Below are 20,950 nucleotides of genomic sequence, written 5' to 3' on the forward strand. Positions count from 1 at the left end.
TTCCTCCCACCCCAGTTAGGGACGTTGCATTATATTAAGATAAATCATTTACACACCATTTATAAAAGATAGTGATCCTCTTCTATTTTATTCTCTTTTTTATCTTGACTCAAGGAATCTTAATCGGTTCCTGCATATTCTTACAAGGATTGACACCAGAGGACTGTTTGCCTAAACTTAAGTTGATATTATATTACTAGTTTGATTACAAGGGAGATGACACCCATGAGTTCTGTTTCAAATCAAAATATGAGAGCTTCCTTGAATGAACGTGACGGATTTCAAGTTTGGTGGAGGTTACTGCGTCCTCATACGTTAACCGCTGCTTTCGTACCCGTATTCGTGGGGACGATGCTTGCTGCTCTGGATCATGGGATTCATCTTGGATTATTTGCTGCAATGCTTTTCGCTTCGGTCTTAATTCAGGCTGCCACAAATATGTTTAACGAATATTATGATTTCGTCAGAGGTTTAGACAATGAGAACTCTGTTGGAATAGGCGGAACGATTGTGCGGGATGGAATCCGACCGCGAACGATTTTAAACTTAGCCATCGGCTTCCTCGTAGTGGCTACATTGCTTGGTGTTTATATCTGCGCCTCTTCCAGTTGGTGGGTGGCTGTGATCGGTCTAGTCTCCATGCTGCTAGGGTATCTTTACTCAGGCGGTCCTTACCCGATAGCCTACACCCCATTAGGAGAGCTAGCTGCAGGGCTATTCATGGGCACAATCATTATTGGCATAAGTTATTATATCCAATCATTGAGTTTAACATGGGAAGTTATTGTGATCTCGGTTCCAGTGGCGATATTTATTGGAGCGATCAACTTGGCAAACAACATTCGTGACCGCGTCGGGGACGCTGAAAACGGCCGCAAAACTATAGCCATTTTATTCGGCCATCATGGAGCTGTCCGCTTCTTATTAAGCTTATATGTGATTGCCTATGGAATAACTGTAGTGTTAACCGCAATAGGAATGCTTCCCATCTGGTCTATCTTTACATTGCTTAGCATTAGAAAAGGCATCCAATCTATACGGGGATTTGCTGGGGAGAAATCCCCATTAGAAATGATGCCGGCCATGAAGGCAACGGCACAGACCAATACCTTATACGGTTTATTACTAGGAATTTCACTTCTATTGCAATTGTTTTTCCCCTTTTCATTTTAGCTAGTATAAGAGCAGTTGAAATGGAAGGCAACCTTATTACAACCCGAGCTCAAAAAACAGGCCGGGTTGTTTTTTTGGGGGATAGGATAAGCTGGAAATACCTCATCTTTATATATGTTTGATATTATGAAATCAGGGAATTAAAAATAGAGGATGATAAAATGGATATATCTATACAAAACACATTAATGGAAGCACTAGGAATGGAAGTTATCGAAGCCAGGCCGGACAAAGTTATCCTTAAAATGCCTGTAGACCATCGCACACATCAGCCGATGGGCTTTCTCCATGGGGGAGCAAGTGTAGCACTGGCTGAATCCGCTGCAAGCATTGGGTCCTTTTTAAATATTGATCCAGAACGACAGCAGATTTTTGGAATTGAGATTAATGCTAACCATACGAAAAGTATACGCTCCGGGTTTGTTTATGGCACTGCCATCCCCCACCACCGTGGCAAAACAACTATGGTTTGGGAAATTCGAATAGAAGGTGAAGACCACCAATTGATCTCTATTTCAAGGTGTACGGTGGGGGTCGTGTCCCGCCAAAGTTCCTAGCCGCTTCCAACTAATTAGGAGTGAAATAATGTTAACTGATAAACAGTTGAATGAATTCAAACAACAGCTAGAAGCAATGAAAGAAGAAGCGGAACAAGAGTTGGCTAAATTTCAAAACCAGCAGAAAAATAGTGAAGACCCTAATGATAAGGAAGGTGAACTTTCCAGTGTAGCTGATCACCCTGGAGATCTAGGAACTTCACAATTTGAAAAAGAGAAAGAGTATACACTTCATGAGCAAACACGGGAAAAGCTAAAAGAAATTTATGCTGCTCTTGATCGGATTAAAGATGGTAGTTATGGAAAGAGTGAAAAGTCGGGAGAGCCGATCCCGCTTGAACGTCTAAAGGCAATGCCGACAGCGAGAATGACCGTAGAGGAAGCAGAAAGCACCTGAAGAAGGAGAGCGGTCCATACGCTCTCCTAAATTTCTGTTTTTATAACGCTAGAAAAATTCGTTCTCTATGAGACATTTATGCAGCGGAAGAGGTCTTTATCCGTTTCTGCTCAATCCACGGCTTAAGTTTAATAAACAGTGGGATAAATAATATTCCAACAATGACTCCCTTTAGTGCATTAAAGGGAAGAATTGCCCCTACAACCGTCAACCATTTTACTTGATCAGACATTGTTTCCCACCCCATAAACCAGCTATATGCAGGTAAAAAAAGAAAATAATTGAGGACGCTCATCCCTATCGCCATGATAACAGAGCCTGTAATTAACCCCGAAACAAGGCTTTTTACGTTCTTAAATTTGTGATAGAACATGGAAACAGGCACGATGAATAAAACGCCGGCCATAAAGTTACTAACAACTCCTACAGGATCAGCTGCTCCTGTATAAATTAAATAAAGAGTATTTTTCAAACCTTCCACAATGATCCCCGCTGCTGGAGTAAACAGAATAGCAGCAACAAGCGCAGGAACTTCACTGAAATCAATTTTCAAATATTGAGGAAGCATTGGTAACGGAAAATTTAGCAGCATTAAAATCATCGAAATACTTCCAAACAATGATAATATAATTAACTTTAATAGCTTTGATGATTGACCTGTGTACGGGTTCATCAACAATCTCCTCCTTCATCTTTTGCATCGATTCAAAATCCCAGATGAAGGTAACCGAAAGACAAGTTCCCATATAAAAAACCTTAAGCAACAGGGCTTAAGGTTAGAGGTTTGTCCATAGGAAAGTAAAGGCAGGTTCCTCACCTACCATTCCACTCGACATCTTCTCCCATCCAGACTTTAACTGTCGGTCCCGGAATTCAACCGGGTCCACCGTCAGGCTAAACACCTAACGGGTCACGGACTTAGAATACTTTTGAAGTATTCCTTACCGTCGGTCGGGAATTGCACCCTGCCCCGAAGATTTGAATCGATATTATATAATTAAGCTAATCTTACAAAAAAGCGAACGAAATTGCAATATTTTTTTTATGCTTACTCAGTGAGTTCAAGTTCCATAATTATCGTTTCACCTTTTATAACATTAGATTGTGACGTATAGGAGAACTGAGCAACTTGGTTACGATTCATAATTACAATTGGAGAGGCAAGACTGGAAAGTTCCCGTGTTACTTTTGCTAAATCGAACGTAATTAGAGAATCGCCCCTTGAAACACGACTTTTCTCTTTTATATTTGTCTCGAATCCTACACCTTCCAGCTCTTCTGCATCGATTCCAACTTGTAGTAACAATTCAACACCTGTATCTGTTAATAAATTTACAGCATCTTTGGTCGGAAAAATTTGTGTAACTTCACCCGATACGGGAGCAACCATTTCTCCCTCAGTTGGCTCAATTGCTATTCCTTCGCCCATCATCTTGTTAGAAAACTTCTGTTTCGGAACATCGGACAGCTGAATTATTTTCCCAGAGAAAGGGCTACTAATCATAATTTTATTTTGTGTCACTTTAAATCCCCCTCTACAACGATCAAGGTTTTACTACTTCCGCAGATGGAAAGATATTCTCTAATGATTGAAGACGCCCATGTTCATCACGATAAACAATATGTTTGCGCTCAAATTTAGTAGGGCAGTCAATACCCACGGAAGCTGCCAAATTGTATAGACCATCCCTTATGGATAATACATAATTACAGGTTCGGAACGACTTTTCTTCTACAATTAAGGCTTTTTGAAGATCGGGGTTCGTAGTGGCCACTCCCACCGGACAATTATTCGTATGACAAATTTCAGCCTGAATGCAGCCTACAGAGAACATCATTCCTCTGGCAATATTTACTAGATCGGCACCCATCGCGAGAGCCATTGCAACTTTGTCAGGAGATATTAGCTGACCTGATGCAAACACTTTCACACGATCTCGCACATTATATTTCTTCAACATATCGTCTACTACAGGCAGGGCGGAGTTAATTGGCAGACCGGTCGCATCTGCAAGTTCCTGGTAAGACGCACCCGTGCCCCCTTCCCCTCCATCAACTGTAATGAAATCGGGGCCTTCTCGACTGTCTGCCATATGTGATACCATTTCCTCTAATTGTTCAATATTCCCTACCACGATCTTCATTCCAATAGGTTTGCCACTTACTTCACGCAACTCCTTCATAAATTCAAACATTTCTTCATTATTACTGAATTGGTAAAAACGGTTGGGGCTATCTATGGACTCCCACGGTTCAACATTACGGATTTCAGCAATCTCAGGCGTCACCTTAGCTCCGTCAACGTGCCCGCCTCGTGTTTTTGCACCTTGTGCAAGCTTCAGTTCAAACGCTTTTACCTCGTCTATTTCACTCTTTCGTTTAAATTCTTCCCATGAAAATTCGCCATCCTTAGTCCGAACACCAAATAACCCTGGTCCGATTTGGTAAATGATATCCACGCCACCTTTAAGATGGTGATGGGACAATCCGCCTTCTCCAGTATTCATCCATGCACCGCCTGCTAATCCAAGTCCAGTAGACAGGGCGGTAATTGCCTTTTCACCAAGGGATCCGTAACTCATAGCAGATTGACCAACCAGCCCCTTCACCGTAAAGGGGTGTTTGCATGTATCTCCCCCAATCACGACTGCTTCCTCATCTGGTAAATAAAATGGATTCGCTTCTTTATAAGAAGGATGCTCCTTGCGTTGGAAAAGCTTTTCTTTATCCACATGATACACTTTCGTACGTACTTTATTCTCGTTATCGACAAGCATTTCTTCACGCTGGGTAGGGTACATAGCATTTTTAAGATAATAACCAGGGGCCTCAAAATCGCGTTCCGATCCAAAACCGATTAACCGTTTATTATATTTAGCTGAAATATATGTACCCTCCATTTGGTTTCGGGTAAATGGTTTCCCCTCATTATCATCGTTAAATAAATATTGTCGTAATTCAGGTCCCATTTTTTCAGTGATATATCTCATCTTTCCAAGAATAGGGTAATTTCTTAGGATCGAATGGCTTTCCTGCCTCTTATCTTTCAACATTATTCTTATAATAAGTATAGTTATAGCTAAAATTATGGCAAAAAAAACAGACATAATCCCTATCAATAGCAGAGCTGCTATTTCCATAAGACCACTCCTTCGAATGTAAATCATTCAACTCTTCCTAGTTTCATATACCACATATCCCATATTCTCAATCATTTTTTAGCAAAAATAAAAACCCTGGCTATGCGCCAGAGTTTCATTTTTAGTCTTCTAAAGGGTTTAAGCTTTCTTCACCAGTCAGGTTGGCGATCATATCAACTAAAAGATCGATTTCTTCATTCATATCTTTTATACTGACCGTCTCTACAGGTGAGTGCATATAGCGTAATGGAAGAGAGACAAGACTAACCGGAACTCCTTGCCCGGTTAAACGCATGCGATCTGCATCAGTCCCAGTCATACGAGGTGTTAATTCATACTGCAAATCTAGGTTTAAAGAGGTCGCACTCTTCTCGAGCAGCTGATTGATTTTTCGATTGATCGGCGCTCCTTTAGCTAATACGGGCCCCCCTTCCAGGCGGACATCTCCATACTTGTTTTTGTTTACACCAGGATAATCCGTGGCAAAGGTGACGTCACAAGCGATCGCCATTGTTGGTTGAATGCCAGCCGCCGCGAAATAGGCACCTCCCATGTTAGTTTCCTCGTTAACTGTACTAACTGCATACACGCCTACGTTAATGTTTCGTTGTGCTAGTTTTCTTAACACTTCTCCAACGATAAACTGCCCTGTACGATTATCGAGTCCTCGGCCGGAAATATATCGATCCATCATAACTTCTGGATCACGTTTATATACGGCTAAATCACCGATTTGAACAAGCTTTTCCATCTCCTGTTTTGATTTCGCTCCACAGTCGATAAAGAGATCTTCTAATCCAAATTCATCCTTTAATCCCCCATGGTGCTGGGCGTTGACCCCAATTACTCCAGTAATGGATTTGTTATTGCCTAGAATAATCACCTTCATCCCAACTGCAGCTTTAGGATTGACTCCACCCATTTTATCGAAGTGGAGATAGCCTTGGTCATCGATACGGTTAATCACAAGAGCAATTTCATCACAGTGACCGGCAAGCAGCACCTTGAATTCTGCACCAGGATTTAATACAGCAATGACATTTCCAGCGTTATCCGTTCTTATTTCATCGGCATGTTTATTTATTTCTTTCATCCATGATTTCTGAATTTCCATCTCCATACTTGACGGAGAAGGGGTCTGTAACATTTTTAGTAAAAAATTTGTTTGTTTTTTTTCCAAGAAACTAAACCTCCTTAAATAGTTCACTCTGTTGAAAATTATACCATTCATCATGATTTATTTAAAAACTGCATAATTAATCAACATTTCGGGAAAATGAAGAGCTGTATGCATAGAAAAGGAGAGAGTTTGAAATGAATTTACATGAATGGTTTCATAAAGGGGTAACACCTGACACTTATATCGAAGCGATGGAACAGCATAAAGAAAACTTACTCAGTATCTATGATCAGTTCATGGTTCCTGAGGAGGATCTGTCATTTTTCAACCCGTTAAGGTCCGAGCAGCTCCGAGCCATTGTCATTACCGAAGACTGGTGTGGAGATGCCATGCTTAATGTACCGATTTATTTACGTATCGCAGAGGCAGGTGGAATTGAGACCCGTTTCCTGAAACGCGATGAAAACCTTGAACTGATGGACCAATACCTGACAAATGGAAAATCCCGTTCGATTCCGAAAATTATCGTCATAAATAAAAACGGGGGCGAAATATTTAATTGGGGGCCACGTGCTCCGAAATTACAGGCGTTTATCGATAAGTCGTTAGCCAGTCTTCCTCCAAATGATGCAGGTGACTTTAAAGAAAAACAACAAGAGATGTTTCAGTTTGTATCAAAGGCTTACCGTGACAACAAAGAGTTTCACTCATTTGTGTATCAGGATATAAAAAAGCATTTGCTAAATAATGACTAAGCATGCCGTTCTTATGACGGCATGCTTCCCTTATGTTTGAATCCTTTCCCTGGGAGCCATACTAGTAGATAAAAAAGGGGATTTATGGGTATGCAGCAATGGATTCGCGATTATTTTCAACTTCCTCTCTTTATCCGCCTGCTATCGGTGATATTTATTACAATGATCATTTTTGGTACTATGATCCATCTGATAGAACCAAACAGCTTCCCAACGATTTTTGACGGGATTTGGTGGGCATTTGTAACAGGGGCTACAGTCGGCTATGGTGATTACGTACCACTGACTGTACCAGGTAAACTTATAGCAATGTTATTAATTTTTTCAGGTGGAGGACTTCTCACTTTTTATATGGTGACCTTAGCCTCTACAACTGTTGAACATGAGCGGGCCCTTTCGAAAGGCCAAGTACGTTATAAAGGAGAGTCTCATATCATTTTAATCGGCTGGAATGAACGGACAAGACAGCTGATCAATATGATGAGAAAAGATGACATCGATGATAGTATTGTTTTAATTGACGAGACGAATAATCAAATGTATCAAAAACTGTCAAATGTCCATTTCATCAAAGGGGACGCCACAAACGAAGAAACACTTGAGAAAGCAAACGTATGTAAAGCTAGAATGGCCGTTGTTACATCCAACCCTTCAAAGAAAGAACATCAATCCGATCAAGCTGTCATCCACCAGCTTGTCGCTTTAAAAGGGCATCACCCTAATTTATTTATCATTGCAGAAGTATTGACAGAACGTCAAAAAGTTAATGCTGAAAGAGCTGGAGCCAATACGGTAATTCGCTCAAATGATTTCATGAGCAGTTTATTTTACCATGAGCTTTACCGAAAAGACCCCCTTCAGCCCTTTCAACTTTTTTTAAATTTATTAACCAATCGTCAATTTCATGAAGAAAAAGTGTCTTCTTCCTTAGCCGGACAGCCAATGATTCAGATCATCGAACATTATTTAAAACAAAGCTCACAAATAATTGGTATACGAAATGGGAAGAATTTCTCCTTCGATTTCGATGCGAATACAACTTTAACTGAGGAGGATTACTTAATTTTATTTACCCCGTTCAACGAGTAATACTTGCTCACATTGTTGGACCAATTCTTTACCTGTTTGGATAAATTCCTCTGGAAAATCCGCATCCTTGTCCCGTGGGGTTTGAAACTGATCAAATGCTGCCCGGAAGTTCCCTTCTTGCACATGATCATCAATACCATCTTGGTAAGCATGAGAAAGAAGGTACGGTTGGTTAACTTTTACAGTCGCAGGGGCTGTTGGCGAATCTAGTGTCCCTTCGACAACAGAAAAGGGGATCCTAAGAAATTGATAGCCACCCTGCTCCGCAATTTTATAGTCAAAATAGCCGTGTTCATAATCCCAATTATCCGAAAAGGAAAATCCAATAGGTTGAAGCTTTTGTTCAAGCTCGTGTAAATCGAATAACTCACCTGTCAGTTGAGACGACAAATTAATCACACACATTCCCTCCTTTTCATCTTATCGTACCCAAATAAAACCACCTCAGGTCATCCATTTTCTGGATGACCTGAGGTGGTAATTTATGGTCTTTTATAGGCGTTTTTCTAGATCTTGCTTTTGTTGTTCGAATCCTGGCTTTCCGAGAAGTGCGAACATATTTTTCTTATATGCTTCAACACCGGGCTGATCAAATGGGTTCACACCAAGAATATATCCGCTGATCGCACACGCTTTTTCAAAGAAATAAGCAAGATAGCCAAATGTAAATGCATCTCGCTTTGGTATATGCACAATAAGATTCGGCACTTGACCATCCGTGTGAGCAAGCATCGTACCCTGGTACGCTTTCTCATTCACTTCATCAACTGTCTTTCCAGCTAAATAATTCAGGCCATCTAAGTTTTGCTCATCTTCTTCTATCGTATAATCTGATGTCGGCTCTTCCACATGCAGTATCGTCTCAAATAAGTCACGACGACCGTCTTGTACGTATTGTCCTAATGAATGAAGATCCGTTGAGAAGTTTGCGGAACTTGGAAAAATCCCCTTCTGATCCTTTCCTTCACTCTCACCAAACAACTGTTTCCACCACTCAGAAAAATATTGCAGAGAAGGCTCGTAATTGATCATCATCTCGATCGTTTTCCCTTTATTATACAGCGTATTTCTAACCGCAGCATATTGGTAGGCAGGGTTTTCAGACAAACGATCTGTACTTAATTCTTCTCGACTTGCCTGAGCCCCTTTCATCATGTCATCAATATCAATGCCACTGGCTGCAATGGGAAGCAATCCTACAGCTGTAAGTACAGAATAACGCCCGCCCACATCGTCAGGGACTACGAACGACTCATAGCCTTGTTCATCAGCTAGTGTCTTCAGTGCACCTTTTTCCTTATCTGTAGTGGCGTAGATTCGTTTCTGGGCTTCTTCACGACCATACTTTTCCTCCAAAAACTTACGGAAAATGCGAAATGCAATCGCCGGTTCTGTCGTCGTTCCGCTTTTTGAGATCACATTGATCGATACATCTTTATTCTTCAACACATCAAATAACTCATTCATGTAAGGAGCACTAATACTGTTCCCCACAAAGAAAACTTGAGGCGTGGTGCGCTGATCAATAGATAATTCATTGTAAAAGCTATGATTTAGCATTTCTGTCGCTGCACGCGCTCCTAAGTATGAGCCGCCGATCCCGATAACAAGCAAAACATCTGAATCTTGCTTTATCTTTTCAGCAGCTTCCTTAATTCTTGAAAATTCTTCTTTATCATAATCAACAGGTAAATCAAGCCAGCCAAGGAAGTCATTTCCTGCACCCGTTTTCTCATGTAATGCTTTATGAGCTAATGATACAGTTCCTTCCATATATTCAAGTTCATGTTCATTGAAAAATGGTAAAGCTTTTTCATAATCAAACCGAACGTGTGTCATCTTCATCCCTCCAAGATTCATCATTTAAAAAATTAAGCCATTTTCACTTTACCTAAACGTTCTAAGCAAATCAAGTAGGCCTATTCATGTAACCGCATTCAATCAAAAAAAGAAGTACAGGTCAGCCTGTACTTCTTACGATGATTACTTAGACATTTCTAATATAGACTCTACATCGCTGGCTTCAAGCGTGCTAAAGTTACCAAAAGGTCCTCGTTTCATGGCGCGATCAACGATCAAGTCAAAGTTCTGATCATCTATATCGTAGTCAGCAAGTCTCTCAGGGGCCCCTATAGATGTCCAGAACTGCTGTAAAGCGTCGATCCCTTCCTCAGCTATCTGACGATCCGATTTGCCTTCAGAATCTATTGAAAACACTTTCGTAGCCAACCGCACGAATCGATCTTCGTCGACACCAAGGTTATGCTTCATCCAATTTGGGAAAAGAATCGCGAGTCCTCCAGCATGCGGAATGTCATACACAGCCGAGACCGCGTGTTCAATATTATGGCTCGCCCAATCTCCCCGGTATCCCATTTGCAACATTCCGTTTAAAGCAATCGTTCCAGCATATAAGATCGTCTCTCGATATTCGTATGATTCAAGGTCATCCAGAAGCTTAGGTGCCGTATCAATCACTGTCCGTAAAACACCCTCGACCATTTCATCCTGCACAGGTGATGGCGTTGGATTGTGGAAATATTGCTCTAATAGATGTGACATCATATCAACTATCCCATAAATGGTCTGATCACGCGGTACTGTTATGGTGTTTTGCGGATCTAAAATAGAGAATGTTGGAAACGTATAAGGAGCATAACCCCAGCCATATTTTTCGTTCGTTTCCCAATTGGTAATGACTGCCCCAGCATTCATTTCAGAACCGGTAGCCGCCAGAGTTAACACAGTACCGAATGGAAGAACTCCGTCTGGGATAGCTTTGCGAGTAACTAAATCCCAAGCATCCCCTTCGTATCTTGCGCCGGCAGCAATTGTTTTTGTACAGTCAATAACGCTGCCCCCGCCTACAGCAAGAAGAAAATCGATGTCTTCTCTTTTACAAAGTTCAACACCTTTTCGAACTGTACTCAGTTTGGGGTTTGGTTCGACACCAGACAACTCATGAATCTTGATCGTTGTTTTATTTAATTCTGTTATGATACGATCGTAAACCCCATTTTTCTTAATACTGCCTCCACCATAAACAATTAAAATGTTTTTTATATCATTAGGAAGCTGTTCAGTTAATTGTTCGCCCTGATTTTTACCGAAAATCAGCTTAGTCGGATTTTGAAATGTAAATGCGTCCATTGCTACTTCCCCTCTCTGTATTTCTCAGTTTTCCATTATCCATGATCCATGTAAATTTCTCAAAAGAAACGCAATATGTATAAAATGGCTTTTATTACTAAGACTATAAATGTTCATTTTACTAATATGAGGAGTGAAAATATGAATACAATCCAACGAATCGCTTTACTACTGACGATTATTGGTGCGATAAACTGGGGTCTGATTGGTTTGTTCCAATATGATCTTGTCGCTGGTTTATTTGGAGGCGGAGAGCAAAGTGGAGCGTTTGCGCGCATTATCTATACGCTTGTAGGAATTAGCGGACTTATTACTATTTCCCTTTATTTCTCCCGTGCTGCCGAACACCATGAAGCAACGACAGCAGAATCAACCGAGTAAGAGAAATAAAATAAAGAATACTAAAACCCGGCTGTGGAAGCCGGGCTTTTAGCGTGGAAATCATTTCCATTATTTGCGGAATTTTTCACGGTCATCAGACTGTTTAATCCAGTCTTCTAACTTATCCTTAAGTGTGTTGAATCCTGCTGAAGCATCTTCTTGCTGGGGAGCCGCTTGTTTACGAGGACGACGCTCCTTTTTAGGTGCTTCTTGTGTGGCACGAATAGAGAGAGAGTATTTATTATTTTTCTCATCAATGTTTAGAATTTTAACTTGAACTTCATCACCTTCAGAAAGATGTTCGTTAATATCCTTTACATAGCCATGAGTTACTTCAGAAATATGCACAAGTCCTTGTACTTGTTGATCGAGTGCAACGAAAGCACCGTATGGCTGTATTCCTGTAACTTTACCCTCTAAAACTTGACCTTCTTGGAACTTATCTGACATGCTATACAACTCCTGATTTAAATTATTCGTTTCTTTTAACGCAATTACTGATTTTATCATAACTCCTCATAATAAGCAAAAGGCTTCTGATGATCATTTCCCTCTTAAACTATTATTTTCACATGATTTTTCAATAAATATTAAAAAACAGGTTTAAAGGAAGGACCATAAGGATATTAATATTAGCGTAAGACTTTCTCGTATTCCCCCTGTGAAAGCAAAGCGAATCGTTCGCTTTGCTTTTTTTTGTTTTTTACGATGTCAAGCTTTCTATTTCTATATTTTCCAATAATTCGTTACTATAAGAATGAGATCCGCTTAAAGGAGCAGTGATACAATGAACCGTTTCTATGAACTAACAGAAAGAAGAGGAACAAGATCTGTTAAGTGGGATTTAGCTGAAGAACTGTACCAAGATTCAGATGTGCTCCCCATGTGGGTAGCCGATATGGATTTTAAGGCTCCTGAAGCAGTTGTCCAGGCACTAACCCAAAGGGTTGAACACGGAATTTTTGGATATACGATAGCTGATGATCCACTTAAGTCTGCCATTATCGAATGGCTTAACAAGCGTCATAATTGGAATGTGGAAAGAAACTGGATCACATACAGTCCCGGTGTCATCCCAAGTTTGCATATGGCCGTGCAATCTTTAACCGGTAAAAATGATGCAATTTTGATTCAGACTCCTGTATACCCACCTTTTTCAAGCGTAGTCAAGGACCATGACCGTACACTAGTTGAAAATCCCTTAGTCTTTAATGAAGGGATATATTCTATTGATTTTAGTGACTTTGAAGCTAAGATACAGGACCATCAGGTTAAGCTATTTATTCTTTGCAACCCTCATAACCCCGTCGGCAGAGTGTGGACGCGGGCAGAGCTTGAACAAATCAATGATATTTGTTTAAAACATGGAGTTATAGTAATTTCGGATGAAATACATGCTGACCTGATTTTTCCTGGCCACACACACATCCCGATAGCTTCTCTGTCTAAAGAGGCTAGCAACAATACCATAACCTGTCTTTCTCCAACAAAAACTTTTAACCTGGCAGGATTACAAGCCTCTTACTTAATTACAGAGAATGATGAAGCCAGAGGGTTACTAACAGATCATTTCAATAAACAAGGGATGTTTATGCTGAACACATTAGGTATTACTGCGATGGAAGCAGCATACCTGCACGGAGAAGAATGGCTTGAGGAACTGATCGAAACCCTTGAGATGAATCGGAACTACGTCACACAGCGTCTCCACGAAGAAACTGAAACGCTGCGGGTTACTCCTGCTGAAGGCACCTATTTATTATGGATTGACTGTCGTAAACTAAACCTCTCCCAGCCTGAATTGATTTCCTTTATGCAGAAGAAGGCGAAGGTCGGGCTTAATGAAGGGGCCTCCTTTGGCGAAGAAGGGACAGGCTTTATGCGAATGAATATCGCTGCACCCAAGAAACTTATTGAAGAGGGAGTTTCACGAATCATACAGGCCGTCAATAACGATAAAACAAAAACGTAAACGCCCCAGTAGCCACGAATAGCATAAGACAGCAGCGCAGCAAAGTAAAACAACAGCCCCTCTCCCGACCATACGAGAAGGGGCTGTTGCTATTCTTTTTGCTTCTCATTTAAATCAGTAGGATCACTTGCCTTATCCTTATCACTATTTAATGTGATTTCTGCACAAGCCACCCGATCTCCTGAATCTCCTGCAGGCTGTGACATGCCGTCATCAGGTTCGCTATGAATGACTAATGATGTCCCTTCTTTTCTTAATAAAGAGGTTTGACCATCTTTCAAGGTAGCCCCTGAAATCATTAATTTTGCCTTAGCTGAGCCGCTTGATTCTACATCAAGGTTAGGCAGATCGCCTACATGGGCGCCTTTCTGATTTAATAAACCATGCTTCTTTTTAGTAGGGTTAAAATGATTTCCTGCACTTTTAAAGTCCGGCCCTTCACATTTTGGAAACTCATGGATATGAATGCCATGCGGGCCTGCTTCTAGACCTTCTGCTTGCACTTTCACCTCTACTCCATCTGACTGCTCTGTTAAGGTGACGCTGCCAATTCGATCTCCTTCCTGATTATAAAGAGCCGATTCCAAAGGTGAACGTTTTTCACCGCATCCCGTTATCATTAATAAACTAACTAATGCACCGATCCAAACAACTCTCATATTGTACGTCCTTTCAAAATGTAATCTTACCTTTAGCTTTTCCAAGAAGCTTTGTATTTATAATCAATTGAAGCAATGAGAGTGCTGCGATACAAAAAAGCAACACCTGAGATAGAACCCAAGTGCTGCCGTTCACTGATTATGCTGATAGTTATCTTGTTCTTCTTTAACGGGAGAGTAATCTGTCCGTTCCTCCTCTTTACGAGAAACTTTAATGATAAAGTACATCGTAACTGCAGCACCAACGATAAATACTAATAAGGTCAGAAGAGCTGGAATATATTCAGATTTATCTTGGGGGAAATAGAGAAATTCCATCATAGGGCAACACACCTTTCCTTATACACCACCATTATAACAAATACATATATCCATAAGTGATGCTTCTCTATTTTTTCAAAAATTTAAACTCTGGTACAATAGTCAACAAGGAGGGGTTTAAATGTCAGAGTTTCAGAATGGAACAGTCGTTAAGGCTCATTATAAATCAGGGATTTACATAGGTGAAGTAATGGAAGATCGCAATCAACATTATTTAGTTAAAATACTTGCCGTCGACAAACATCCTATGCAAGGCGACCTTCATAACCCAGGAAAAACAGAGGATGTATTTTTTCATCAACGAAAAGCATTAAGTCATAAGGAAAAAGCAAATATCCATAAACACGCTGTCCACCCTTATGAAAGCGAACAGGTACCCGATTACGACGATTCTTTGAAACAATCAGTAGAAAGGTTAAAGCAAAAATTGACACGGCGGGAAACTGAGTTTAATCAGCATGCTTTAGATCAACTGAACGATCTCGAAAAACAATACTTCAGATAAAAACGCGCTCACCTTGAGCGTGTTTTTAACTTCCGGGAACTTTCAAGCTTTTCTTCTTTTTCTGGGGCTTCCCGTAAATTTTTGTAACAATCTTTGGTGCTTGCTCAAATAAAACCATCCCTATAAATGCCGCGAGGAGAATATATAACCCGCTAAAGGCTTTAAGCACCCCGGTAGCTACACCAGCGATGACTACAGAAAATTCACCCCTTGAGCAGATCGATAATCCTGCTCGTAAGGAGGCACGTTTTGGCAGTCCATAAAGTGGTCCGCCAAGGATGCCTACTAGCAGTTTTGCAATTACTGACCAAATCAGAACAGTAACGAGCAGACCAGCCATCGGTACGCCGTTGCCTAAGTTAATGGTTGTCCCAAAGTAAACAAAAAATGTCGGAAGCATAAGATCACGAATCGGAAAAACGGTTTGCTCTACTTTTTCAATTTTACCAATTTCAGCGAGCATCATGCCTGCCAAAAAAGCCCCCAGTACTTCTGAGAGCCCAAGATAAAGAGCCAAACCACCGTAAGATAGGGCTATCCCTGTTAGCAATGCAATCTTAAAATCTTCATCTGCTATTCGATCAAGCAATGTCTCAATTTGTTTAAATACGGTTTTACCAAGGATGATCGCTGCTAATGTCAACCCGATAATCTTACCTGTAATCGCAAGAAAAGAAACCGTAGTGAAGGTCTCACCAGAACTGACACCGAATAAGATGGCTACCACGATCGGCGCAGCAAGATCTTCGAAAATAAGTATCCCTAAAATATATTCTGTTTCTATGTTAGCCATTCTGCCTCGGTCATCCAGCAGCTTAGCTGTAATCGATGAACTAGTCGCATAGGCAATTCCACCGATTAAAAAACTTGAAAATAAATCAAGATTGAATAAAAGGGCAATACCTGTAGTAATCCCTAAGCTTAAGAACAAGTCCATCAACCCGGAAGGCCAGATTTTTTTAGCAATCCCGCCAAGCCGTTTCACATTGAACTCCAAACCTAATAAGAAAAATAGCAGGACAATTCCTATTTCACTTGCAAAATGAAGAAGTTCGTTTCCAGCAAGTTCTCCAGCCAGAACGATCCCTAAAAGTATATACAGAATAACTCCAGGGATTTTGATTTTAAGACTTAAAAAACCTAAATAAAAAATGGCAATTAGAATTAGCCCTGCACCCAACAGGGCAGGAAATTCACTGTGCACTAATCATCAGCCCTTTCCACTGCACAATTCAGAGAAGCTGTCAATCTGCTCCTGCTTACCAATCGTCATAATGACATCCCCTGGGAACAGTTTAGTGTCTGCTTCTGGGATGGCAATACTTTCGTCTCCTTTTATGATACCAATGATTGTGACTCCTGTCCTATTTCTAATTTCAGACTGCTCAATTGTTTGTTCAATGATGGGAGAAGCCTCCTTTAACTCTATCCAATCAATTACAATTTGATTTCTGAACATCTTTAATTTATTGGCATCCACAGGCTGGTATGTTGCACCGAGTAACTGGGCACCAAGTTCTCTCGTTTCATCTGATGTCAAATCCATGGCAAAGTCCGCTTCTTCACTGTCAGCCTCTTCAAAAAAATACAGTTCCCGCTTCCCTGTATGATGTACGATCAGCACAAGCATACTGTCTTCAGCTGTTTTTAAAGTGATTTTTTGACCAATGCCTGGTAACTGTGAAACAGAAATATTCATTACTATCCACTCCTTTTTCTTTTTTGACCTGATCTCATTAGTATGACACATTATAAGGTCTTCATTAAAATTAACCATTGGATTAACTCCATCGGTTACATTGTAATACTATCAGGAGTTGAGCTGTCAATCTACACCCCAGTTTGTTTTCTGATATCGGGTGTGGTAATTTAAAATAGTTAAATGTTTAAGAGGAGGTAATACCAATGAGTGTACATATTGGTGCCAAACCTGGAGAGATTGCCGATAAAATTCTATTACCTGGAGATCCCTTAAGAGCAAAGTATATTGCTGAGAATTTCCTGGAAGATGCAACATGCTACAATGAAGTCCGCGGCATGTATGGTTACACAGGAACCTATAAAGGTGAACGTATTTCTGTTCAAGGAACTGGCATGGGTGTCCCATCCATCTCAATTTATATTAATGAACTTATGGAAAGCTATGATGTTAAGAAGCTCATCCGTGTGGGCACATGCGGAGCCCTGCAAAAGGATGTTCAAGTGCGTGATGTCATTCTAGCCTCAACATCAACTACTGACTCACAGATGAATCGAATGGTATTTGACCACATAGATTTTGCCCCGACTGCTGATTTTAGTCTTTTGAAAACCGCTTATGATGCTGGTGTTGATAAAGGACTTAACTTGCGTGTCGGTAATGTTTTCACTAGCGATAGCTTTTACCGGGATAATGCCATGGACCTTTTCAACTTATTGGCTAAATACAATGTGTTAGCAGTGGAAATGGAAACGACCGCATTATACACACTTGCAGCCAAATACAACCGCCAGGCGTTATCTGTGCTTACCGTTAGTGATCACATTTTAACGGGTGAAGAAACTTCTTCTGAAGAACGTCAGACTACTTTTAACGACATGATTGAAGTAGCGTTAGAAGCAGCTATTGAAGACTAATTTCATATCCGCTTCAATTTAAATGCCCGCCATTGTGCGGGCTTATTTATTTGAGACTAACATTGAACCGTATTCCTCTAATGTATACCCCATACCTGACTTTGCTCAGTGCCATCGCCTATTAAATAGTTAATAAATTCCCATGCAAAAAAGCAACCTGAATGATAAACCATTCAGGTTGCTTTATAAATAGTAAAAAAGCTATTAAGATCTTGTTAAAAGGTAATGGGCTAAAGTTCGAGCCATCACACCTGTTGGACCTTTAGGGCCTAAATCGTGCGATTTTTCAGCCATTGATGTTCCAGCAATATCTAAGTGTACCCAAGGAGTTTCTTCTGCAAACTCCCCGACAAAAGCTCCCCCCATAATTGGATGAGCTTTGCGTGTAGGAGAATTATTTAGGTCAGCAATTGAGCTGTTTCTAACTTGTTCCCGGTAATCTTCGTTATAAGGAAGCTGCCAAATTGGTTCATCCACAGCTTCACTGCTCTTCTGCACAGCATTGAAGAAGATTTCGTTATTCGTCATCGCACCTGTCATCCAGGAACCTAATGCTGTAACTACACCACCTGTTAAGGTAGCTATGTTTATAATACGTTCAGCACCCAATTGTTTAGCATAGGTCACTCCATCGGCCAGGGCTAGTCTGCCTTCCGCATCAGTATTTAGCACTTCGATTGTACGGCCACTCATAGATGTAATGACGTCATCAGGTTTAAACGCAGCACCGGAAATCATATTGTCAGAGGAAGGAATTACAGCTAAAACATTTTGCTTTGGCTGTAAACGGCCAACAATATCCATTGCCCCAAGAACAGCTGCTGCTCCACCCATATCTCCTTTCATTCCTGGCATGCCTGTCTTCGTCTTGATTGAATAGCCTCCAGTGTCATATGTAATCCCTTTCCCCACTAGTGCTGTGACATCTGTCCATTTCTCCAGCCCCTGATATTTCAATACAATCATCTTCGGCGGCTCAACGGAACCTTGATTAACAGCGAGTAAGGCTCCCATACCCAGATCTTCCATTTGATTCTTATCAAGGATCTCCACTGCAAAACCATAACTATCAGCCAAATCTACAGCGTATTGTGCCATATTGGTAGATGTCAGCATATTGGCGGGTAGATGCACTAGATGCCTGGCTGTATTTACACCGTGACTGAAGGAGTATCCTTTTTCTAACGAACGAAGCAGAATGTCTTCTTTTTCGTTTGAAATTAAAGTAAGTGAGTCCATCATCGATTGTGGCTCAGGTTGCTCACGTTTAAAATTAATGAGTCGATAAGTGGATGTTCCCATCGATTCGGCAATAAGTTGAGCACAATCACTACTGGAATGTTTGTCCGATTGGAAACTATCAAGAGCTATGGACACTTCGGTGACTTTGTCAGATTGCAGCCTTTTAAATAACTTTCCAAAAGCATTCTTAAGCTGTTTTCTTGTAAGTTGAGCTCGATCTCCTAACCCCAAAAAATAAATCCGCTTAAGAGGAAGCTGGCCAGGAGGCAGATATTTAGAAATTTCTTTATACTCCCTGGAAAGATCACCTTCTTGGATATGTGCAGCAACTTGGCCAGTGGAGTGATCATTTAATGTTTGATAGATTACTTGTTGATCGATATCTCCCTTGGTTAAACCGACAATAAGGGTATGTTTCTGGCCAAACAAATCTTTTTGAACGTTGAACATAGTTTACACCTCCATTGCCAGTATACTAAAAATATTGCCGATTTGCCTCCTGCAGTTTTAGAAGGGACTAATGAAAGAAACATGTGATACAATACCATTAAGATTTATTGAAACCTATATTCCTTTACAGGCATAATGAAGGAAAGGATGTCTTTTGACCGTATGGATTTACTACAAAATTTCCCTCTTTGGGCGGCACTCGCCGCCATAATTTTCGCACAAATTGTTAAGATTCCCATTCAATTTATCGCCTCTCGCAAATTTGACGGTGGGCTTGCGTTTAGCACTGGCGGGATGCCAAGCAGCCATTCCGCAGCTGTCACTGCTTTAGCAACAGGAGTGGGGGTCGACCAAGGATTCGATTCCTCGATTTTCGCTGTTGCTTGTGTATTTGCTATTATCGTTATGTTTGATTCCACTGGTGTCCGAAGACAAACAGGTGAACAAGCTATTATGTTAAATATTTTATTAAATGACTTTCACCGTTTTGTTGGTGAGGCAAAAGAATGGGGAAATAAAGAAGAATTTCAAAAACGCGAAGAACTGAAGGAGCTTCTTGGCCACAGACCGATTGAAGTCTTTTTTGGGGCTCTCACTGGTATTGGTTTAACCCTGGTACTGAATGTACTCGTCTAATTAATGCAAGAAACCGGATCCGACTTATTCGGATCCGGTTTAGTTCTATTCTTCAAGAATCTGTGTTCTGAATACCTGTAAGGCTTCATTTTTATTCAGTTTAGTTAAATCTTCGTCAGTAAGGGTTCCATCGCCTTCTTTAATGACATACACATTGACCTTCTTCTTCCCCCAATGCTCATAAACATCATCTACTGTCGGGTAATACAAATCAATCTCATTTCCGTTGATCGCAGAACCTTTATCTGCCACAACGCCATAACCGTAATTGGGAATAAATAATATCGTTCCTATTGGATATACTGATAAATCTGCTGCAATAGTAGAATATAAGTCTCTCTTTACAGTAACACCGGAAAAGGTTATTCCAAACTGGGGATGATCTGGTGTTTTTCCTGTTGATTCATATCCAGCTGTATAGCCTGTCGCAACCACTGTATGACTGGGATACTGAGATAAGTCAATCGCTTCCCGGAGAGAAGCAGGTGCTTCCACAGTAGAAGTTGAAACATAACGTTGTTGTGCCTTTTTTACGTTAAGAGATTTGGTTTCAAGCCCTACCCTTCTTTCATCAAATGCAGTCATGGTCAGTGCTGAAACTTTCTCATGATTACTAGATATCCAGTTATCAACGTCTTTGAGTGAAATGTTTGTAATGTTCACCCAGGTAAAATAAATAGCTGTCGCAAATAACGCTACGAAAAATAGAGTCCGTAAATATTTTCTCATGATTATCACCTCACGATGTCATCATGTCCAACATTTACCTGAAATATACAACACCACG

General features: G+C 40.7%; 24 protein-coding genes and 1 riboswitch. Of the genes, 10 read left to right on the forward strand and 14 right to left on the reverse strand.

Annotation, left to right across the window (positions count from 1 at the left end; genetic code table 11):
* Positions 1–225: 225 nt before the first annotated feature.
* From P9989_RS14395 to P9989_RS14405, 3 genes are all read left to right on the forward strand, one after another.
* On the forward strand, positions 226–1,173 hold the full coding sequence (locus P9989_RS14395) for a 1,4-dihydroxy-2-naphthoate polyprenyltransferase (RefSeq protein ID WP_283075572.1): 948 nt from the start codon (positions 226–228) through the stop codon (positions 1,171–1,173).
* Positions 1,174–1,334: 161 nt separating this feature from the next.
* Complete coding sequence (locus P9989_RS14400; RefSeq protein WP_283075573.1) at positions 1,335–1,730, forward strand: hotdog fold thioesterase; 396 nt, start codon at positions 1,335–1,337, stop codon at positions 1,728–1,730.
* Positions 1,731–1,758: 28 nt separating this feature from the next.
* Positions 1,759–2,127 (forward strand): TraR/DksA family transcriptional regulator, encoded by a 369-nt coding sequence (locus P9989_RS14405; protein WP_283075574.1) that lies wholly within the window; start codon positions 1,759–1,761, stop codon positions 2,125–2,127.
* 76 nt (positions 2,128–2,203) lie between these two features.
* Here P9989_RS14405 and P9989_RS14410 read toward each other — a convergent pair whose 3' ends face one another.
* The 4 genes from P9989_RS14410 to P9989_RS14425 form a co-directional block, all read right to left on the reverse strand.
* On the reverse strand, positions 2,204–2,800 hold the full coding sequence (locus P9989_RS14410; protein WP_283075575.1) for an ECF transporter S component: 597 nt from the start codon (positions 2,798–2,800) through the stop codon (positions 2,204–2,206).
* 157 nt (positions 2,801–2,957) lie between these two features.
* Positions 2,958–3,109: riboswitch (FMN riboswitch) on the reverse strand.
* A gap of 66 nt (positions 3,110–3,175) precedes the next feature.
* Complete coding sequence (locus P9989_RS14415) at positions 3,176–3,649, reverse strand: PTS sugar transporter subunit IIA (protein WP_283075576.1); 474 nt, start codon at positions 3,647–3,649, stop codon at positions 3,176–3,178.
* 22 nt (positions 3,650–3,671) lie between these two features.
* Positions 3,672–5,234, reverse strand: a complete 1,563-nt coding sequence (locus tag P9989_RS14420; RefSeq protein ID WP_283078931.1) for an FMN-binding glutamate synthase family protein — start codon at positions 5,232–5,234, stop codon at positions 3,672–3,674.
* A 154-nt stretch (positions 5,235–5,388) separates the two neighbouring features.
* A complete protein-coding gene (locus P9989_RS14425; RefSeq protein WP_390305063.1) occupies positions 5,389–6,414 on the reverse strand; it encodes a M20/M25/M40 family metallo-hydrolase in 1,026 nt (341 codons plus the stop codon).
* A gap of 167 nt (positions 6,415–6,581) precedes the next feature.
* On the opposite strand from P9989_RS14425, the gene P9989_RS14430 reads away from it, so the two are divergent.
* On the forward strand, positions 6,582–7,142 hold the full coding sequence (locus tag P9989_RS14430; protein WP_283075578.1) for a thioredoxin family protein: 561 nt from the start codon (positions 6,582–6,584) through the stop codon (positions 7,140–7,142).
* A gap of 90 nt (positions 7,143–7,232) precedes the next feature.
* The gene (locus P9989_RS14435) at positions 7,233–8,231 is read left to right on the forward strand and encodes a potassium channel family protein (RefSeq protein ID WP_283075579.1); all 999 of its coding nucleotides are present in this window, start codon (positions 7,233–7,235) and stop codon (positions 8,229–8,231) included.
* Here the strand turns inward: P9989_RS14435 and P9989_RS14440 are convergent.
* The 3 genes from P9989_RS14440 to P9989_RS14450 form a co-directional block, all read right to left on the reverse strand.
* Positions 8,208–8,636 (reverse strand): YugN-like family protein, encoded by a 429-nt coding sequence (locus tag P9989_RS14440; protein WP_346274858.1) that lies wholly within the window; start codon positions 8,634–8,636, stop codon positions 8,208–8,210. The two genes, P9989_RS14435 and P9989_RS14440, sit on opposite strands and share 24 nt — an antisense overlap.
* Before the next feature lie 87 nt (positions 8,637–8,723).
* Positions 8,724–10,070, reverse strand: a complete 1,347-nt coding sequence (locus P9989_RS14445; RefSeq protein ID WP_283078932.1) for a glucose-6-phosphate isomerase — start codon at positions 10,068–10,070, stop codon at positions 8,724–8,726.
* 144 nt (positions 10,071–10,214) lie between these two features.
* Complete coding sequence (locus P9989_RS14450; RefSeq protein ID WP_283075581.1) at positions 10,215–11,381, reverse strand: iron-containing alcohol dehydrogenase; 1,167 nt, start codon at positions 11,379–11,381, stop codon at positions 10,215–10,217.
* A 141-nt stretch (positions 11,382–11,522) separates the two neighbouring features.
* Between P9989_RS14450 and P9989_RS14455 the strand changes: the two genes are divergently transcribed.
* Positions 11,523–11,762, forward strand: coding sequence for a DUF378 domain-containing protein (locus P9989_RS14455; protein WP_283075582.1), 240 nt, complete (start codon positions 11,523–11,525; stop codon positions 11,760–11,762).
* Positions 11,763–11,831: 69 nt separating this feature from the next.
* Here P9989_RS14455 and yugI read toward each other — a convergent pair whose 3' ends face one another.
* Positions 11,832–12,212 carry a S1 domain-containing post-transcriptional regulator GSP13 gene (yugI, locus tag P9989_RS14460; RefSeq protein WP_283078933.1) on the reverse strand — a complete coding sequence of 127 codons (381 nt, stop codon included), beginning with the start codon at positions 12,210–12,212 and terminating at the stop codon, positions 11,832–11,834.
* Positions 12,213–12,549: 337 nt separating this feature from the next.
* Between yugI and P9989_RS14465 the strand changes: the two genes are divergently transcribed.
* Positions 12,550–13,734, forward strand: a complete 1,185-nt coding sequence (locus tag P9989_RS14465) for a MalY/PatB family protein (RefSeq protein ID WP_283075583.1) — start codon at positions 12,550–12,552, stop codon at positions 13,732–13,734.
* An 89-nt stretch (positions 13,735–13,823) separates the two neighbouring features.
* On the opposite strand, the gene P9989_RS14470 is transcribed toward P9989_RS14465, so the two are convergent.
* Positions 13,824–14,393, reverse strand: coding sequence for a superoxide dismutase family protein (locus tag P9989_RS14470; protein ID WP_283075584.1), 570 nt, complete (start codon positions 14,391–14,393; stop codon positions 13,824–13,826).
* Positions 14,394–14,525: 132 nt separating this feature from the next.
* Positions 14,526–14,714: a hypothetical protein gene (locus P9989_RS14475; protein WP_283075585.1), complete on the reverse strand. Its 189-nt coding sequence runs from the start codon at positions 14,712–14,714 to the stop codon at positions 14,526–14,528.
* Positions 14,715–14,835: 121 nt separating this feature from the next.
* Between P9989_RS14475 and kapB the strand changes: the two genes are divergently transcribed.
* A complete protein-coding gene (kapB, locus tag P9989_RS14480; protein WP_283075586.1) occupies positions 14,836–15,219 on the forward strand; it encodes a kinase-associated lipoprotein KapB in 384 nt (127 codons plus the stop codon).
* A gap of 25 nt (positions 15,220–15,244) precedes the next feature.
* Here the strand turns inward: kapB and P9989_RS14485 are convergent, their stop codons facing one another.
* On the reverse strand, positions 15,245–16,423 hold the full coding sequence (locus P9989_RS14485; protein WP_283075587.1) for a cation:proton antiporter: 1,179 nt from the start codon (positions 16,421–16,423) through the stop codon (positions 15,245–15,247).
* A 6-nt stretch (positions 16,424–16,429) separates the two neighbouring features.
* On the reverse strand, positions 16,430–16,918 hold the full coding sequence (locus tag P9989_RS14490; protein WP_283075588.1) for a cation:proton antiporter regulatory subunit: 489 nt from the start codon (positions 16,916–16,918) through the stop codon (positions 16,430–16,432).
* Between the two features lie 206 nt (positions 16,919–17,124).
* Between P9989_RS14490 and deoD the strand changes: the two genes are divergently transcribed.
* Entirely contained in the window at positions 17,125–17,835 is a 711-nt protein-coding gene (gene deoD, locus P9989_RS14495) for a purine-nucleoside phosphorylase (RefSeq protein WP_283075589.1), read from the forward strand.
* Between the two features lie 204 nt (positions 17,836–18,039).
* On the opposite strand, the gene P9989_RS14500 is transcribed toward deoD, so the two are convergent.
* A complete protein-coding gene (locus P9989_RS14500; RefSeq protein ID WP_283075590.1) occupies positions 18,040–19,527 on the reverse strand; it encodes a leucyl aminopeptidase in 1,488 nt (495 codons plus the stop codon).
* Between the two features lie 162 nt (positions 19,528–19,689).
* On the opposite strand from P9989_RS14500, the gene P9989_RS14505 reads away from it, so the two are divergent.
* On the forward strand, positions 19,690–20,163 hold the full coding sequence (locus P9989_RS14505; RefSeq protein ID WP_283075591.1) for a divergent PAP2 family protein: 474 nt from the start codon (positions 19,690–19,692) through the stop codon (positions 20,161–20,163).
* A 45-nt stretch (positions 20,164–20,208) separates the two neighbouring features.
* Here P9989_RS14505 and P9989_RS14510 read toward each other — a convergent pair whose 3' ends face one another.
* Positions 20,209–20,892, reverse strand: coding sequence for a 3D domain-containing protein (locus tag P9989_RS14510; protein ID WP_283075592.1), 684 nt, complete (start codon positions 20,890–20,892; stop codon positions 20,209–20,211).
* Positions 20,893–20,950 lie beyond the last annotated feature (58 nt).

This window comes from Halobacillus naozhouensis (assembly GCF_029714185.1).
GTDB lineage: Bacteria > Bacillota > Bacilli > Bacillales > Halobacillaceae > Halobacillus_A > Halobacillus_A naozhouensis.

Bases quoted from the DNA above. Each gene is read 5' to 3' on its own strand.
- P9989_RS14400 (WP_283075573.1), top strand. From the start codon at position 1,335: ATGGATATATCTATACAAAACACATTAATGGAAGCACTAGGAATGGAA.
- P9989_RS14440 (WP_346274858.1), bottom strand. From the start codon at position 8,636: ATGTGTGTGATTAATTTGTCGTCTCAACTGACAGGTGAGTTATTCGAT.
- P9989_RS14470 (WP_283075584.1), bottom strand. From the start codon at position 14,393: ATGAGAGTTGTTTGGATCGGTGCATTAGTTAGTTTATTAATGATAACG.
- kapB (WP_283075586.1), top strand. From the start codon at position 14,836: ATGTCAGAGTTTCAGAATGGAACAGTCGTTAAGGCTCATTATAAATCA.
- P9989_RS14450 (WP_283075581.1), bottom strand. From the start codon at position 11,381: ATGGACGCATTTACATTTCAAAATCCGACTAAGCTGATTTTCGGTAAA.
- P9989_RS14475 (WP_283075585.1), bottom strand. From the start codon at position 14,714: ATGATGGAATTTCTCTATTTCCCCCAAGATAAATCTGAATATATTCCA.
- P9989_RS14465 (WP_283075583.1), top strand. From the start codon at position 12,550: ATGAACCGTTTCTATGAACTAACAGAAAGAAGAGGAACAAGATCTGTT.
- P9989_RS14505 (WP_283075591.1), top strand. From the start codon at position 19,690: ATGGATTTACTACAAAATTTCCCTCTTTGGGCGGCACTCGCCGCCATA.
- P9989_RS14435 (WP_283075579.1), top strand. From the start codon at position 7,233: ATGCAGCAATGGATTCGCGATTATTTTCAACTTCCTCTCTTTATCCGC.
- P9989_RS14490 (WP_283075588.1), bottom strand. From the start codon at position 16,918: ATGAATATTTCTGTTTCACAGTTACCAGGCATTGGTCAAAAAATCACT.
- P9989_RS14420 (WP_283078931.1), bottom strand. From the start codon at position 5,234: ATGTCTGTTTTTTTTGCCATAATTTTAGCTATAACTATACTTATTATA.
- P9989_RS14425 (WP_390305063.1), bottom strand. From the start codon at position 6,414: ATGTTACAGACCCCTTCTCCGTCAAGTATGGAGATGGAAATTCAGAAA.
- P9989_RS14510 (WP_283075592.1), bottom strand. From the start codon at position 20,892: ATGAGAAAATATTTACGGACTCTATTTTTCGTAGCGTTATTTGCGACA.
- deoD (WP_283075589.1), top strand. From the start codon at position 17,125: ATGAGTGTACATATTGGTGCCAAACCTGGAGAGATTGCCGATAAAATT.
- yugI (WP_283078933.1), bottom strand. From the start codon at position 12,212: ATGTCAGATAAGTTCCAAGAAGGTCAAGTTTTAGAGGGTAAAGTTACA.
- P9989_RS14445 (WP_283078932.1), bottom strand. From the start codon at position 10,070: ATGACACACGTTCGGTTTGATTATGAAAAAGCTTTACCATTTTTCAAT.
- P9989_RS14455 (WP_283075582.1), top strand. From the start codon at position 11,523: ATGAATACAATCCAACGAATCGCTTTACTACTGACGATTATTGGTGCG.
- P9989_RS14395 (WP_283075572.1), top strand. From the start codon at position 226: ATGAGTTCTGTTTCAAATCAAAATATGAGAGCTTCCTTGAATGAACGT.
- P9989_RS14405 (WP_283075574.1), top strand. From the start codon at position 1,759: ATGTTAACTGATAAACAGTTGAATGAATTCAAACAACAGCTAGAAGCA.
- P9989_RS14430 (WP_283075578.1), top strand. From the start codon at position 6,582: ATGAATTTACATGAATGGTTTCATAAAGGGGTAACACCTGACACTTAT.
- P9989_RS14410 (WP_283075575.1), bottom strand. From the start codon at position 2,800: ATGAACCCGTACACAGGTCAATCATCAAAGCTATTAAAGTTAATTATA.
- P9989_RS14500 (WP_283075590.1), bottom strand. From the start codon at position 19,527: ATGTTCAACGTTCAAAAAGATTTGTTTGGCCAGAAACATACCCTTATT.